This is a genomic window from Methanomicrobium sp. (assembly GCF_055145805.1).
Genome location: NZ_JBSREC010000090.1, coordinates 1 through 15,754, shown reverse-complemented (window position 1 = coordinate 15,754; position 15,754 = coordinate 1). Strand labels below are relative to the sequence as shown.

14 protein-coding genes and 1 pseudogene are annotated in these 15,754 nt (G+C 41.8%); 4 read left to right on the top strand and 11 right to left on the bottom strand.

The window, feature by feature from the left end; translation table 11 throughout:
• The 10 genes from ACTB1O_RS08345 to ACTB1O_RS08300 form a co-directional block, all read right to left on the bottom strand.
• Positions 1-1,654, bottom strand: a 1,654-nt coding sequence (locus ACTB1O_RS08345) for an ABC transporter ATP-binding protein (RefSeq protein ID WP_462994680.1), incomplete at its 3' end; no start/stop codon positions are given.
• Between the two features lie 111 nt (positions 1,655-1,765).
• Complete coding sequence (locus ACTB1O_RS08340; protein ID WP_462994679.1) at positions 1,766-2,302, bottom strand: tryptophan transporter; 537 nt, start codon at positions 2,300-2,302, stop codon at positions 1,766-1,768.
• A 275-nt stretch (positions 2,303-2,577) separates the two neighbouring features.
• Positions 2,578-5,496 carry a PGF-pre-PGF domain-containing protein gene (locus ACTB1O_RS08335; protein WP_462994678.1) on the bottom strand — a complete coding sequence of 973 codons (2,919 nt, stop codon included), beginning with the start codon at positions 5,494-5,496 and terminating at the stop codon, positions 2,578-2,580.
• 197 nt (positions 5,497-5,693) lie between these two features.
• A complete protein-coding gene (locus ACTB1O_RS08330; protein ID WP_462994677.1) occupies positions 5,694-6,146 on the bottom strand; it encodes a universal stress protein in 453 nt (150 codons plus the stop codon).
• Between the two features lie 16 nt (positions 6,147-6,162).
• The gene (locus tag ACTB1O_RS08325) at positions 6,163-7,491 is read right to left on the bottom strand and encodes an ArsB/NhaD family transporter (RefSeq protein ID WP_462994676.1); all 1,329 of its coding nucleotides are present in this window, start codon (positions 7,489-7,491) and stop codon (positions 6,163-6,165) included.
• Positions 7,492-7,507: 16 nt separating this feature from the next.
• Positions 7,508-8,047, bottom strand: coding sequence for a hypothetical protein (locus ACTB1O_RS08320; protein WP_462994675.1), 540 nt, complete (start codon positions 8,045-8,047; stop codon positions 7,508-7,510).
• 172 nt (positions 8,048-8,219) lie between these two features.
• Complete coding sequence (locus ACTB1O_RS08315; protein ID WP_462994674.1) at positions 8,220-8,816, bottom strand: hypothetical protein; 597 nt, start codon at positions 8,814-8,816, stop codon at positions 8,220-8,222.
• Positions 8,806-9,627, bottom strand: coding sequence for a transglutaminase domain-containing protein (locus ACTB1O_RS08310; RefSeq protein WP_462994673.1), 822 nt, complete (start codon positions 9,625-9,627; stop codon positions 8,806-8,808). Before ACTB1O_RS08310 ends, ACTB1O_RS08315 begins: the two co-directional genes overlap by 11 nt.
• A gap of 143 nt (positions 9,628-9,770) precedes the next feature.
• Entirely contained in the window at positions 9,771-10,859 is a 1,089-nt protein-coding gene (locus ACTB1O_RS08305; RefSeq protein WP_462994672.1) for a hypothetical protein, read from the bottom strand.
• 128 nt (positions 10,860-10,987) lie between these two features.
• A complete protein-coding gene (locus ACTB1O_RS08300; protein WP_462994671.1) occupies positions 10,988-11,530 on the bottom strand; it encodes an archaemetzincin family Zn-dependent metalloprotease in 543 nt (180 codons plus the stop codon).
• Between the two features lie 18 nt (positions 11,531-11,548).
• Between ACTB1O_RS08300 and ACTB1O_RS08295 the strand changes: the two genes are divergently transcribed.
• Positions 11,549-11,953, top strand: a complete 405-nt coding sequence (locus ACTB1O_RS08295) for a UPF0146 family protein (RefSeq protein WP_462994670.1) — start codon at positions 11,549-11,551, stop codon at positions 11,951-11,953.
• A 40-nt stretch (positions 11,954-11,993) separates the two neighbouring features.
• Here the strand turns inward: ACTB1O_RS08295 and ACTB1O_RS08290 are convergent, their stop codons facing one another.
• Positions 11,994-13,430 carry a replication factor C large subunit gene (locus ACTB1O_RS08290; protein WP_462994669.1) on the bottom strand — a complete coding sequence of 479 codons (1,437 nt, stop codon included), beginning with the start codon at positions 13,428-13,430 and terminating at the stop codon, positions 11,994-11,996.
• Positions 13,431-13,718: 288 nt separating this feature from the next.
• Here ACTB1O_RS08290 and ACTB1O_RS08285 point away from each other — a divergent pair, with 288 nt between their 5' ends.
• The 3 genes and pseudogenes from ACTB1O_RS08285 to ACTB1O_RS08275 form a co-directional block, all read left to right on the top strand.
• Positions 13,719-14,708 carry a methanogenesis marker 2 protein gene (locus tag ACTB1O_RS08285; RefSeq protein ID WP_462994668.1) on the top strand — a complete coding sequence of 330 codons (990 nt, stop codon included), beginning with the start codon at positions 13,719-13,721 and terminating at the stop codon, positions 14,706-14,708.
• A gap of 18 nt (positions 14,709-14,726) precedes the next feature.
• The gene (mtxX, locus tag ACTB1O_RS08280) at positions 14,727-15,470 is read left to right on the top strand and encodes a methanogenesis marker protein Mmp4/MtxX (protein WP_462994667.1); all 744 of its coding nucleotides are present in this window, start codon (positions 14,727-14,729) and stop codon (positions 15,468-15,470) included.
• A 193-nt stretch (positions 15,471-15,663) separates the two neighbouring features.
• Positions 15,664-15,754, top strand: a pseudogene (locus ACTB1O_RS08275) (histone); the annotation flags it as partial.

Here is a 15,754-nt window from a genome sequence, read left to right as displayed (position 1 = left end):
TCTCCTTTTCAACAGTGTCCTCAAAGAGCATTGTATCAGGGTTCTGGAACACGAGACCTGCATGTGTTGCAAGTTCTGTTACTGTTGAATTTTTTGTGTTAAGGCCACAGACTGTCACTTCTCCGGATGTTGGTTTTAAAAGGCCGTTTAAGTGCTTTACAAGAGTTGTTTTTCCGGAGCCGTTCTCACCTATTATTGCGATGAGCTCACCGGAAACAATTGTTAATGATACATCATCAAGACCTTTTGATTCGCCGTAATTGTGAACCAGATTTTTAATTTTCACAACCGGCTTTGCATCAGGATTTTGTTTGCATATTTCAGTCTCATTAGAAATATCATCCTCATCATCATGATATTCCAGGAAGAAATTCGCGGCATTCTGCACCGATGTTATCCTTCCCTCTTCGATTACAACAACACGGTCTGCCAGAGATGCCATCTCACGCGGTTTTTGCTCAACAACAATTATTGTCTTATTATCTTCTTTGAGTCTCTCAAGTATTGAAATTATTACAGATGTCGCGGCTGTGTCAAGCTCTGCAGTTGCCTCATCAAGTATCAGGCATTCTGTTCCCGAGGCAAGAGTTGCGGCAAGTGATACACGCTGTTTCTGGCCGCCGGATAAGGTGTGGGGTGCACGGTAGCGGAGTTTTTCGATATCGGTTAACTCCATTATACTCTCAAGTCTCTCTTTTACATCAGATGCCGATAACCCGCGGTTTTCAAGACCTGAAAGCACTTCTTCCTCAACTGTTGTGAAGATGAGCTGTGCATCGGCATCGTCAAAGACAACCCCTGTCTTTTTTCCGATGTCGCCCATATCAGTGTATTCGGATACATCTTTTCCGAATATGGACATTCTGCCTTCTGTCTTTCCCTCATATTCATGGGAGATAATTCCTGCCGCTGCAAGACAGAATGTTGTCTTTCCCGCACCTGTGGTTCCGTTTACAAGAATACATTCGCCCCTTTTTATATCAAGTGTAATATCCGATAATGCAGGTTTTGTTCCTGTAGGATAGGTATATGAGAATGAATCAAACATTACAGCCGAATCTGATAATTCCGGCTCAGGGACTTTATCCTGAGAAGATTTCTCTTTTTTTATCTCCTCTGTGGCAGATGCACCCCTCATAAGAATCTTTGACGAAGGTATATAGAGAATCTGGGAGATTACGGAGTTTGCAACCGCTGTCAGTATGATTATCGGTGATAACATCACGATAAAAGCTTCAATAGTAAAAGACTCGCCAGGTTCCGGTATTACTCCAGAAATAATCACTATCAGGCTTACCACAAGGAATGTGAATCCGCTTGCAAGAGTTGCAATAAATGTCGAGATTCCCGGCGCAAGGGGAATTCTTCCTCTCAGGAAAATGTATACAAGAAGACAGACCATAGCGCCCAGAGGCTCGGATATTAAGTTTGCTGGCGGAAATATGGAATGGCTGATCAGAGCCGATAATATACCTGCAACTATTCCTATTCCAATTGCGTCTTTTATCTTTGGTACAATCAAAATTATTGCAAGGCAGTACAGGGCAATTATCGGATTTGCAACGATTGCTCCCGGAACCACATTTGAAAGGTATCTTAAAATTGCACCTATTGAAAGTAGTATTCCTACTATCGCTATATCCCTTGACTTCATCTGCAAATCACCTGAAAAATTACACTCCACTCATCTTTTGATGTATATATATGTTCATTGCAGTATTAAACTGTTCGAAGATGGTTGAAAAAATGAAACAAAAAAAGATTTTTAGCGGGATACAATCCGCTTTGCAGGAATGTAGAGAATCTGAGTTACTATACAGTTGAAGACTGCTGTAATTACGACAATAGGTGCTACTGCTGCAAAGAATCCCATTATTGTTCCGGTGGGAACTGTTACAATTGATGCAAGCATTACTACCATACAGATTCCAACAAACGAAAATCCGCTGACAAGTGTTGCCACAAATGTAGTCACTGCAGGGGCAACCAGAGAAATTTTAGCTGTAATTTTTTCATTACCTAATATCGCGTACAAAGCAGTGCATGTCATAGCTCCAAGCGGCTCTGATATTAAATTTGCCGGCGGGAATATGGAATGGCTGATAAGCATCGACATTACACCCGCAACAAGACCTATTCCGGCAGCTTCCGTTAGTTTTGGGCGAATCAAAATAAGCGCAAGACAATAAAGGGCAATTACCGGGTTTCCGACAATTGCGCCGGGAAACATGTTCGCGGCAAATCTCAGGATTGCACCAATCGCAAGACAAATTCCGACAATTGCAATATCCTTAGATTTCATCTCAAAAATCCCTCAAAAACAGACGAATTTACCTTTTGTTCATAGAGAGACCCATACAATACATTTTCTAAAATATTATAATTTAATATCATCAATGCACATATTTATTCATTGCTGTATATATATTTATTTGACTCGATGCAAAAACGTCTGTAAAATAACTGTTTTAAGCAGGATAAAAAATCTAACTTTTTACTAAGTAATTTTAAAAAAGCAAAGGCCTTATTGCCCAAAAAAGAAGTGAGAATAAAATTTATTTAACCTTTTAAGGAGACTCATTTTCTTTTCTCATACCACCAGTCAGGATATTCCTCATTTCGTCTTTTATTCCGTATTCCTGCCCCTATTAATCCTACAATCAAAATCCCGGCCAGACCGGCCGGCAGGAGTACTGATGTACTTTCACTCTGACCGGCATCTGCAGCTGTCGGAACATGTGATGCAGTTGCAGCAGGTGTAATCGTTTCAGTCGCAACGGGAACAGCCGTTTCGATTTCGGTTTCCGTTTCGGTCACCTCTAAGGTCTTTTCAGGAACAATTGTCGAACCTTCTGCTATGGCGATTGCAAACCATGAAAATCCGGGAGTTTCTGCCTCATAAAAATAATATTCGGAATCTTCGTCAATTAAGGTTGTCACAAGCTCATCCCATGACTCGCCGTTGTAATGCATCATCACAATGTCGCCTTTGGTATACCCTTTTGATGAGAGCCGGTATTTTGACACCATAAATTTGAACGAACCACCGGAAAGCGAACTTTCATCGGTTTTATAGACCTTTACATCCTCGTATTCATATATACCGGTGACAACCGGACCTGTCCACGGGAAAGAATGTTTACAACAGACTGTTACCATAACTTCAGGAATATCTTCACCTGCTATTATCGTAACTTCGTAAACCGCACCTTTATCAATTTTAAAGCTTGCCGAGTCTCCCTGACCAAGATTCTCTGCCTTTCCGAGTCCTGTATCGGTATTTGAACCAGTGTCTGAGGAAGCGCTTCCTGTTGTGGCAGAAACAGAAACAGGAGCAGGAGATGCAATAACAGTGAAAACACCTGCACCGGTTACACTTCTGCTATTGGGATTTGTAATCTCAACATTCCAGACACCGGCAGATGCTCCGTTTATGTCAAATATGCAGTCTATCTCTGTATCCCCGGCAAGTATCACACCGGTTGCAGTGATATCAGTCTCACCGGTTTTTTTGAGTTTTACGACAGGTGTCCCGTGATAGTTGCTGCCGATGACAGAAACCGCAAGAGCGTTGTTATTGTTTATGCCTGTAGCGGGACTGAATGAGTTGAATATTGGATATAAAGTGTACAAATAAACTGCACCGGCAGAGCTGCCTGACGTGTCATTCCCATATGCCCCTGCAATCGCATAGTCGCCGGAGATGGAAACGGAATAACCAAAATAGTCATCTTTTGCTACTCCATATAGTGTTTTTACAAGTCCCCAATTGTCTAAACCGTCATTTTTGTAGATGTATGCCGCACCGGCATTGCTAAAAGCCGTGTCATTATCAAATGCCCCCGAAATCGCATAGTCACCGGAAATGGAAACGGAATTCCCAAACATGTCAAATTCTGCTACCCCATATAATGTTTTTACAAGATTCCAGTTGTCTGAACCGTCATTTTTGAAGATGTATGCCACACCGGCAGAGTTTGCTGATGTGTCATTCCCATATGCCCCTGAAATAGCATAGTCACCGAAAACGGAAACGGAATTTCCAAAATAGTCATCTTTTGCTACTCCATATAGTGTCTTTACAAGTCCCCAGTTGCCTAAACCCCCTAAATCTTTTTTGTAGAGATATGCCGCACCGGCATTGCCGGCTGCCACGTCGTTATATAGTGCCCCTGAAATCCCATAATCATCGGAAAGGGAAACGGAATTTCCAAACCAGTCATTTGCTGCCACTCCAGATAGTGTCTTTACAAGTCCCCAGTTGTCTGAACCACCTAAATCTTTTTTGTAGATATATGCCGCACCGGCAAAGTCACCTGCCGTGTCATTCCTGGGTGCACCTGCAATTGCATAGTCGCCGGAGATGGAAACGGACCGTCCAAACCAGTCATCTCCTGCTACCCCATATAGTGTTTTTACAAGTCCCCAGTTGTCTGAACCACCTAAATCTTTTTTGTAGATGTATGCCACACCGGCACTAACATCTGCCGTGTCATTCATAGGTGCACCTGCAATTGCATAGTCACCGGAGATGGAAACGGACCGGCCAAACCAGTCATTTGCTGCTACTCCATATAGTGTTTTTACAAGTCCCCAGTTGTCTGAACCGTCATTTTTGTAGATGTATGCCACACCGGCATCGACACCTGCTGTGTCATTATATGGTGCCCCTGAAATTGCATAGTCACCGGAGACGGAGACGGAATAACCAAAACAGTCACTTACTGCTCTTCCGTATAGTGTCTCGGCAAGAGTGAAAACCGGATCAACCGTAACAGGATATACCGCGTCTTCGTCGTCAATATCCCAGCAGATAGTGTTTCCCGAAAGGTTAAGCGAGGTCTCAAGAGCTCTTCCTGCAGAGTCCCATGCCCGAAGTCCGGTGTACTTCAATACACGGCCTTTTTCACCTGAGAAGTATATGTTCTGCCCGTCAGATGACGGCGTAAGTTCGCCTGTAACATCAAAACCGGCAACGAGTTTTCCTTTTCCCGGCGGAGAATACATGATAGTCATGCCGTGCTCGATTCCGGCATCGCCGTTGACATACCATTCGGTAAAGCCTTCGTGGACAGAATCAAGGAATCTTCCATCGAATCTGATATCTCCCACCCCTGGAGATGTGAGCAGGTCAGGACGCCCTATACCGGAAAGTGACATTGAAAATGAGCCTTTTTCCGTATCTAAACAAAACGAACCGGAACCGTCTGTTGATACTGATATATCCTGTCCGGGATTATATGCACCCCATATTCCGGTATCTTTGTTATATTTAAAAGAATGAAGAGAATCAGATATACATTGTTCGGGATTTTGTTCAGAAGAATTAGCTGAATATGATGTCTCCGGCACTGAAATTTTGTAATTACCATCCTGAACAGAAAGAATCGATGGAATTCTATCCATATCAGGAATATTAAAAACAGATGCTGATACAGAATATGAAAATATCGCGGCCAGCATTAGAAAAATTAAAACATATAATGAATTACGCATTGATTCCTCCCCCGAAGAATTCATACAATTATGACAAGGGTAATATTACCACTGATTTAATCATATTGTCAGATATTATCATTTAAGATTTATATTAAAATATAATATGTTTTACTCCAGAAATTATACTACAAAACATTGAGAATAACAATCTAATTTCAAATCAGAAAAGCAGGGTTGGCAGAGCAAAAAAAGTATTATTTTATTACCAGTATCGGGACACTGACATCCTTTGCAATCGCACCGTAAAGGGTCCCCACCTGAATGTTGGACTTCTTGCCGAATGCACCCATAACAATCAAAGTGTAGGAACCGGAATTTGCCTCTTTTACAATCTCTTCAGATCTCATGCCTTCAACAATTTTTTGTGAACATTCAATTCCTGCCTTATTCAGGCTTAAAAGTATCTCAGCCATCTCGTCGCTGAGATTCTTCTTCATATCGCCCCAGATTTTGGCTTCATGCTCAGCTATCATATCACACATATTGCTCTGCTTACAGAGATAAAAGGCGGCAGACCTCACTTCCGCCCTGTCAAGAACAGAGAACAATACAACTTCAGAGTCTTCTTTTTTCTTTGCAAGCATAAGTGCATGCATAGCAGCCTTCTGACTCCACTTTGAACCGTCCAATAAAACTAATATCTTCATTATCACACCTAAATTACTAAAACATCAGATATAACATTCCAAGACCGACTCCAACCGTGACAAACATCACCAAAAGTCCGATCTTTAAGAAATCCATGAATGTAATCTTGATTCCTTCTCTCTCTCCTATTCCAAGAACAACTACGTTTGCAGACGCTGCAATTGCTGTCCCGTTTCCTCCAAGGCATGCACCAAGAGACAATGCCCACCAGAGCGGATATATATCAATCGAAGACGTTGTTGCGCCAACATCATGAATCAGGGGTATTAAAGCCGCTGTTAGGGGAATATTGTCAACAATTGCAGATGCAATTGCCGCAAACCATGCAATGACAAACATCGCTTCTCCGGTGTTGTTTACATTGTTTATTAAAAACTGGGCAAGATCAGAGATTACTCCGGTGTTTACAAGCCCTCCTACAAGGATAAACAGACCGCCGAAGAAGAAAAGGGCAGGCCATTCAATCTTCTCAAAGATCATCTCAGGTGCTGCTCTTGACCAGAAAAGAATGAATGCGGCACCGATAAGTGCAACTTCCGCAGGCTCAAGCGACATTGTCGGATCAACAAACGGCAGGAACACATGAAGTATTTCACCGATATTGCTGTGCATAAAGAAGAGTGCGACAACGATTACAAGCGTTATTACTGACTTTTTAAACAGAACCTCATCACGAATTGCTGCACGCTCGTCAAGTGCATCAATCGTCTTTTTTATCGCCGCTTTCTCACCCTTATCAACCCGCATCTGCTTACCATACATCAGGATGAAAATTCCCAGGACAATAATCAGGTCAACTAATGCAATAGGCCCCATTATGAATAAAAACTCATTGAATGAGAGTCCTGCAGAGGATGCAATCATAATGTTTGGCGGATCTCCGATAAGTGTCGCCATACCCCCTACATTTGACGCTATAATTTCTGCAAGCAAAAATGGTATCGGATTTAAGTCCATCACCTTTGCTATGTAAAGAAGCATTGGTGTTAACAGAAGAACGGTTGTTACATTGTCCAGAAATGCACTTGTAACCGCAGTTACAAGAGAGAACAGGATTAGAACCATAATGGGGCTGCCTTTTGCAGCTTTTGCAGTCCTTATAGCAAGATACTCAAAAAGACCACTGTTGCTTGCAACATTGACAATTATCATCATTCCCATCAGAAGGAAGATAGTGCCAAAGTCAATCTGTTCCAAAAGACTGTCCCACGGAACAATTCCTATGAAGACCAAAACCGCAGCGCCCGCCATTGCAGCAACAGCACGGTGAATCCTCTCATCGATTATCAGTATATAGGTGATGAGAAATATGACTACTGCTATCAGCGTTTCTATTGGAATCATCTAATTTCCCTAAATATTAATAAATAACCGTTGCTGTGTTCATCTGCTGTACAAGCCTCTGTGCGACAGGACTGATCTCATTATTGTCGCCACGACCACCGCCATAGCTTTTGGAAACAGCCACGAGGTCATAGTCTCCTGAGAGATTTACCACATCATCCCATTTATGCCCTGAATATAACCTGTTTTTTGATCTTATTTCTCTTGATTCAAGTTCTGTTGAGATTTTGTCAAGAAGCGAGTGCCCGTAACTTTCTTTCTTCTCAACATACTCTTTTGCCGCCGCTTCGCCGAGGATCTCTCCGACCAGGGATACGACATCCCTGTCTGTTATGTAAACAAGGGTGATTTCGGCATCATACATCCCAAAAAGTCCATAGAGATCGTCGGGAATTTCCTTTACAAATATATCCAGGGGAACAAGGATTTTCTTTATATCCCTAACCAGCTCCTCTTCTGTGAGCAGAAAATCCCTGTAATCTTTAAGCACGTCTTCATAGCGGTTTCCCACTACATCCCTGAATTTTCTGTTGATAAGTGAAGAATAATATCCCATATCAATCGTCCATAATATGAATGTTACTTATAAGCGCTGCCAGCCATTAATGTTTTTCCAACTCAGGCGGTTTCTATGACGCAAAAGGGACATTTGTGTATGTTAAAATGATTTTTCCTGCAAATTATTCCCAAAAAAAATTGAAGTTTCAAACATTCAGATAAAATAAAAATTACTGATAGGGAACAAGTAAAGAGATGTACCTGTCTGTCTTTAAACGAACAATATCGAGGTCATTTTCAACAACAGAGATCATATTCTGATTTGCAGGGTCAAGCTGCGAGGCATCAATGTTATCAGCAGTTATCTGAAGGGTTTTAATCTCATACCTGAAATTCTCAAGTTCAGTCATTATCTCTTTTAAATCCTTCTGAAATTCAGGATAATTTTTAGTAAGTAACATCGAAATTCTCTCTTCGGCCTCTCCAAATCTTATATACATATCAAGAAATTTATACTTTAACTCAAGTGAACGGACCATGTTTTTGTATTTTGAATCTGAAATACAACCTTCAACATTACCGGATGTAAGAATAGCCAGTGCATCAAGATACTGATTTTTAGAGGCCACCGCCTGTGCAGAGGTGAACTCATCCGGACTGGAAAAATCCATTGTTTTAAGACGTCCGTTTGCAGAATTTTCAATAGAATTTATCTCAGACAAAGTTACGTTGCAGGAATCCTCTCCAGATGTACATCCGGTAACCATAACACAAAAAAGTGCCAGGGACACTAAAGCAGCAACAGTCAGAAGACGTTTACAAAACATTGAGGGTATCCACTCCAAACTTTCGCACAAAATAGCCGTGACCAGGTGAATCCTTATTCCAGGTTCCGTCTCCATAATAAAGGGTAACAGAATCCGGAGGATAATACACTCTTCCCGGATGATACATTTCTATCTCAGCATTGGTATTTCCATATGTATAGTAATCAGGTCCGAAAACCTTGGGAATTATCCAGTCAAGATTCAGCCAGTATGCTGTTTTTCCGTCCTCGCCGTTGAAACTGTAGTAAACCTTGTCGCACCCGTATCTTGCCGTTATAAATTTGCATAAATCCTTTACCTCAGACTCATTATAGCCAATGAACAGTTCAGGATATGCATGACCGGGTGTGTTATCCATCCCCTGTGCCGTAACAATTCTGCATCTGCCTCCGACAGACGTTATCAGGGATGATAAAAAAACAGAGTAATCATCACAGTCGCCCCTCATTCCTGCCTTTATGGTTCCTGTTGTGGATGATACATACTCAGGCCCTCTTGGATCACTTATTATGATCCAGTTTTTGTTAGTAAAATCCCATAGATCGCAGGCCTGTGCAACAGAATAATTCCCGGCATTTTGAGGTGATATCCTCAGATATGCAAAAGATAATACTGCAGGATTTTCAGACTCGGCGGCGTCTGAATAGATAAGGGAGAGCTTCTGCTCATATGATGCAGATTCAGTTTCAAACATCCCTGTATTTTGTGCAAAATCAGCATCTGCAGCACCTGAAATTAGTATTACAGCCAGGACTGCCGACAGAAGAAGTACTATTGCCCCGTACTTGATAACACTAAAATCCCGCCTCATTCCATTGACATAATCTGATTTTTTAAGATATATAGATATTTAATCATAGAAATTTTAGATTTCATGCAGAAACCGGACTATCAGATAAAACACATAAAGCATGAAATATAAAAAAAAATCAGTCGAAAATCAGATCTTTTTTCTTATCCGTAAAGGGTTTCAAATCTTATATCGTCCCATGAAGAATCGGAATAAAAAACTTTGGCATACCCGGTGTCACTGTAATAGTCATCACCCGGATATCTCCCAAGCCGGTCAAATTTAAGCCAGTATGTCTTATCACCGTTCTTTTCAAATTCAGAGGAATAGGATATATCCCTGAGAGTAAAAACCTCCGGAGAATAACTGCTGTATCCGCTGTATCGGAATTTCAGATACATAATCTGAAGCTCTATTTCATTTGTATCAGGAAAAAGCAGAAGATATTCTATAAGTTTCGGATATTCATAAACCATTTCTCCATATTTTTCCGGTTCGTTTAATATGGATTTAAACGGTTTTACATAGTTCCAGCATGAATCTCCAGAACAGATACTGCCTGATTTATATTTAAAGACATTAAGGCCGGAAGGATCATTTGCAAATGCATAAGGATACTCTGCCTTCAAGGAAGACAACGCTTCAGAGTTTATTACCTTTGTATTGAAATCATCGCCGTTTCCAAGGTACAACTCGGCATAGGCATGCTCTCCTGTCTGAGGACTCTGCGCAACCTTGATTCTTGCCTGTCCTCCTATGGATTTTATAAGAGATGCAATAAATATCGCAAAGTCATTTGAATCACCCGTCAGACCTGTGTTTATAGTCCTGCCTGCGGAAGAAACATCCCAGATACCTGCAGGGTCATCCTGATATATCCATTCCCCCGTAACACCATCCCATATATCAGAAGCCTGCGATATTGTAAATTCCCCGCTGTTATCCTTTGGAATATATCGTGCCGCAAAATTCCTTGTTTCTGGCAGATAATAGTCCATCGCACCGGAAATTCTGCTTGCAAGCAGCCACATCTGATCCTCTTTTGTAAAGATTTTATCCTGATATGAAGAATATACAGACTCATTTATGAAAACAACAGGCACGTCTGACATATCAGGATATTCTGTTTTTACAGCCACTTCCTGCTCTCCAAAAGTGTCTGTAAAAAGGCCGGGCTTCATTACAAATGCAATGACGACTACTATCAAAACAGCCCCTATAAGCGACAGCATATCATAAAAACGTGAATTCATCCAATACCCGGTTAAGATCCTTGTAAAAATTAACGGGTTTTTGATTTATAAACTATAGTGCTAAAAATCAAAAAAAAACTGATTTTACCATATTATCATTCTGAATCTTAAAAAAATATGAAACCAGATCAGTCAGAGAATTTAAAGATGTTTAGGCTCTCACTGCATTTAGGACAGAGCATCTTCTTTTTACGGTCCAGTTCGTCAAGAGTCTGAGGATAAAACATAATGCATTCAGGGTCATCACAGTGGTCAAGACCCATACAGTGACAAAGTTCATGCGTCCCCTCCTTAACAAGCCTGTCCATTAAGTCACTGTCAAGATCTTCACGCCCGTACCAGCTGTTGCATAACCTTGCTGCCGAGACTATTGATACATTGACACCAGGTCTTGCAAGACCAAATACAAAGTCCCTGCCTCTGATATAGAGGTCTTTTCCTGTGACAATAAGAATCGAGTCCCCGCATCCCATTCTGCGTGTATAGAAATCCTGCATGTCCCCCAGTATTTTGCTTGCATCGTTCTGATTTCTTGAACGATCAAATCCACGGAGCATAACGGGGTTATCTTCAGCAAAAACAGGCATATCAATGACATCGGATATCATTCTCACCACCGGCTGCTGGAGACCTAAAGGCACATCATTATCCCAAAAAATAAGGACACTCATTTATGAATAAGATAAGCAATGGAAAACCATAAGGGTATTGAAGAGGCGTTCTGCAGTTATCTGCTGCACTATCCTAAAAAAACAAAGATAATTGAGATTGGAATCGGTAAAAATCCATATATTGCACAGAAACTAAAAGATAAAGGCTACAAAATAAAGGCCTCCGACATAAAGGAAGATCTCCCTGACTATGGAATTTTATTTCAGACAGATGATATATTTGCACCGGATTTTAATTTTTACAGAGGATCAGAGCTTATTTATTCTGTCCGCCCGGGAATTGAGATGATACCCTCCCTTATTGCGATTGCAAAAGATGCAGGAGCAGAGCTTATAGTATATCATCTTGGAAACGAAATTTACGAAAGCGGCGGAGAGATAATCGACTGCGGTGTGATTCTCAGGCGTTATTATAAGCCCTGAATAAAATTAAAAATATTTCCACAAATACATTCACGTAAAATCAGAATGAAAAGAGAGTGGATTGTGTCTGCGGGGGCTTTTTCTCAGTGTCTTCCGGTTTTTTCTCTTCCATTCCGGCCTCCGCGGGAGTCATTATACTATTATCTCCTGACGGAATTTCAGCGGCAACGGCCGGTTTTTCCAGCGTGACTATCTTCTTTTTTGAATCTTTTTTCGCCTTTTTATCCCTTTTTTCCGCCTCACGCTCTTCCTTTTTAATTTCCTTTATGACATCCGATGACCGGGTTTTATCATGGATGAAAAAATCAAGTTCATCCTTGTCAAGTGAAAGCTCCTTTGCAAAGGATAACGGGTCGCGGTCTGCCATAATTGATACAGGCTTTAAATAGTCGTCCCTTAATGTGTCCTCCGGAACATGATATGCAGAGGATAATTTATTTAAAACAAACTGTCTTATCGCCTTCTGCTTCTTTCCACGCGACATCAGGCCCCATCTGGAAGGTGGCATGATTCTGTCAGTCACTCCTGCACCACCTGCCGCTGATGCCGTTCCGAGAACCATAATTGACGTTGCATACCTCCAGAGTGTGTAATACTGTCTCCTGTAGGTTCTTCCAATGAACTCATCAGCGAGCGAGAGATACCTGTACGCCTCTGCACGTTTGCTTATGTCCTTTATCTGTCCCAGAGATCCCTCTATCCACTGTTCCATTGCGTCAGGGGTATCCGAAAGTTCATAGGAGATCTCCATTAAACGCTTATCCTCCCTCCCCTTTAGAACAGCACCTACAAGCTCAAAGATTGTTGATCTTTCATCTTTTTTTGCAGTGTTCACGTCATCAGACGTAAGATTCTCTGTCCCGATACCTGCGGCATAAAGCATGTTTATAGCAGATCTCATATCCCCGGACGAACTCTCGGCAATCTCTGTTAACGCCTCGTCACTGCATTTCTTATTCTCTTTAGAGCAGATGTATTTCAGATGCGGAACTATGCTTCTTGCCTGAAGAGCCCTGAACTGAACCGGCTCACATAGAAATTTGAGCTCTTTTGCAACGCCGTATATATCGTTTGCAATCAGAATTATCGGCTGCCGCGAATTCTTGATTACATCCATTATTGCACGCGCCCCTCCCCTGTCTGCGGTGCCGTGGAGGTTGTCGGCCTCATCAAGCAAAAGAAGCTTCCTTGAGGCTCCGGTAAGGCTCATTGTGGTCGCAGTTGAACCTGCGATCCTCTCAATTATCCCTTTTGTCCTCTGGTCACTGGCATTTAACTCAACAACCTCCCAGTTCATATCATTTGCAAGGGCATAGGCTGAAGAGGTCTTTCCTGTACCCGGTTTTCCATATATTAAAAGCGGAGGTTTGCCAGCCTCCCATTTTCCTGCCCATTCAGCCATATGGCGGACAATCTGCTTGTTGCCCACAATATCCTGCAGGGATTTCGGCCTGTACTTCTCTACCCAGTCCTGCATATTGTTACATAATATATTTACATCCGACAGTAATTTAATGAACGGTAATAATCCGGCAATTAATACATAAAGGAATAAATTTTCATATTTTATCGGCCAGGAATCAGATTAATTCCAAATCGACGTCCGGATGTTACGATTGTTCTGCTTTAAAAAAGTGAACCCCCGATAAAACAGACTTTTTTTGATGAAAAACAATAGTCAGACAGATACTTTCAGTAAAATCAAGATCGCAGACTATATTTTATTGTGTGCAAAATCAAAAAAGTACTTTAGTTGGTGTTAATTGTGGAGGAAAACTGTTCCACAGAATCGATTGCAAAAGCAGTCAGGGAATACGCAGGCGTTACAAGGAAGCATGCCATAGGTGAGATTATCCACTGCCTCAGGCTTGACTCGGATGATGTTGTTGTATCATTTGGAGAGGATGCCGCACTCATAAAAAATAATGATGAAGGAATTCTTCTTGCTGCTGACGGCATATGGAGTATGTTAATGGAGGCCGACCCCTACTGGGCCGGTTTCTGCTCGGTTCTTGTAAATGTCCACGATATTGCAGCTATGGGAGGAAGACCACTTGCCATGGTTGACATTCTTTCGATACAGAACGAAAAGATATGCCATGAGGTTTTGCGTGGAATGGCAGATGCGTCAAAAAAGTTTGGCGTCCCTATAGTCGGCGGCCATCTTCATCCGGACACTCAGTTCTCGGCAATTGACGTTGCTATTATGGGTATTGTAAAAATTGAGGATGCAATATTTTCACACACTGCAAAGCCCGGCGACAGGGTTATTGCGGCAATTGACTTAAAAGGCAGGGTTCATCCCTCATGTGCTCTCAACTGGGATTCCGCAACCATAAGGACAAAAGAAGAAGTGAGAAGCCAGATTGCGGTGATGCAGGAACTGGGTAAAAAACATCTCCTCACTGCAGGAAAGGATATCAGCAACCCGGGTGTTATCGGGACTCTCGGTATGCTTCTTGAGACAAGCAGTGCAGGTGCGGAGATAGAACTTGAAAATATTCCAACACCGGATCTTGATGATTTAGGCATTCCTTTCTCACAGTGGGTGCGTATGTATCCGGGAATGGGATTTATCGTCACCGCAAAAGAGGAGAATGTAGAAGAGGTCATATCGCTGTTCTCCGGTGTTGCCATGACTGCGGCAGACATAGGTTCAGTCAATAACTCACAAAATCTGACGATAAAATACAATAAAAAAGAAAGTTCTGTTTTTGATCTCACAAAAGAAGGCATTATGGGTCTTTTTGACTAAACTTTAAGGGTGGCCCGGATGATAATCGGAATCGGTGTGGATAAAGATCTCATTAAGGTTCAGAAGAGTCTGGAAAGAGTCAAAGATAAGGCAGATATTGTCATTTTTTCCAGAGAGATACCTGAAAAAATCTATGAAGGTATTGAATACGAAATATCTAAAACTCCCGGAGAAGATCTGATAAACGCTCTTTATACAGGAAGAATTGATGCAGCAGTTCGCGGCACACTGTCTGCAAATTCCACATTAAAAACCCTAAAGCAAAAAGCAGGAGTAAAAAGCCTCAGCCGTGTAGCACTCCTTGAAACAGCCGCCGGGAAAAAATTCCTTCTTGCACCTGTTGGTGTCGATGAGGGATGGAGCATTGAAGAGAAGACAGACTTCATCAGGGCTTCAAAACCTCTTGCAGAAAAATTAGGGATTAGCCGGAAAGTCGCAGTCCTCTCAGGCGGACGTACAGGTGATATAGGGCGTCATAACACAGTCGACAGAACAATACATGATGCTGAGGAGATAGCACAGCTTACAGGGTCTGACAACTGCGAGATATTGATTGAAGATGCCATAAAAACACATGGAATTATTATCGCACCGGACGGCATATCGGGAAACCTTATATTCAGGACTCTTTGCCTTCTCGGGGAGGGATATTCCCATGGTGCACCGGTAGTAAATATCGACAAAATATTCGTCGATACATCGCGCGCCGCCATTGATTATTCCAATGCGATTTTACTCGCCATTTCTCTTATAAAAAAATAAAAACCCCCAGGAGAGCGCTTTTAGCCCTTAAACCGACTAAAACACGAGATATTACCAGATCACACTTTACGCAAAAAAATATTGAAAAATTGACATAAATCACACAATTAGTGTTTTGAAAGGTAAAAACGGGTTTTTTTCCCAAAAAGTATATATATTCACCGATATACTTTCATTTGAGGTGGAATTAAAAATGGCAAATGATCTACCAATTGCAGCAGTCGTAAGGATTGCAAAAAAGCACGGAGCAGAGAGAGTAGGCAGCGATGCTGCCCAGGCAATAG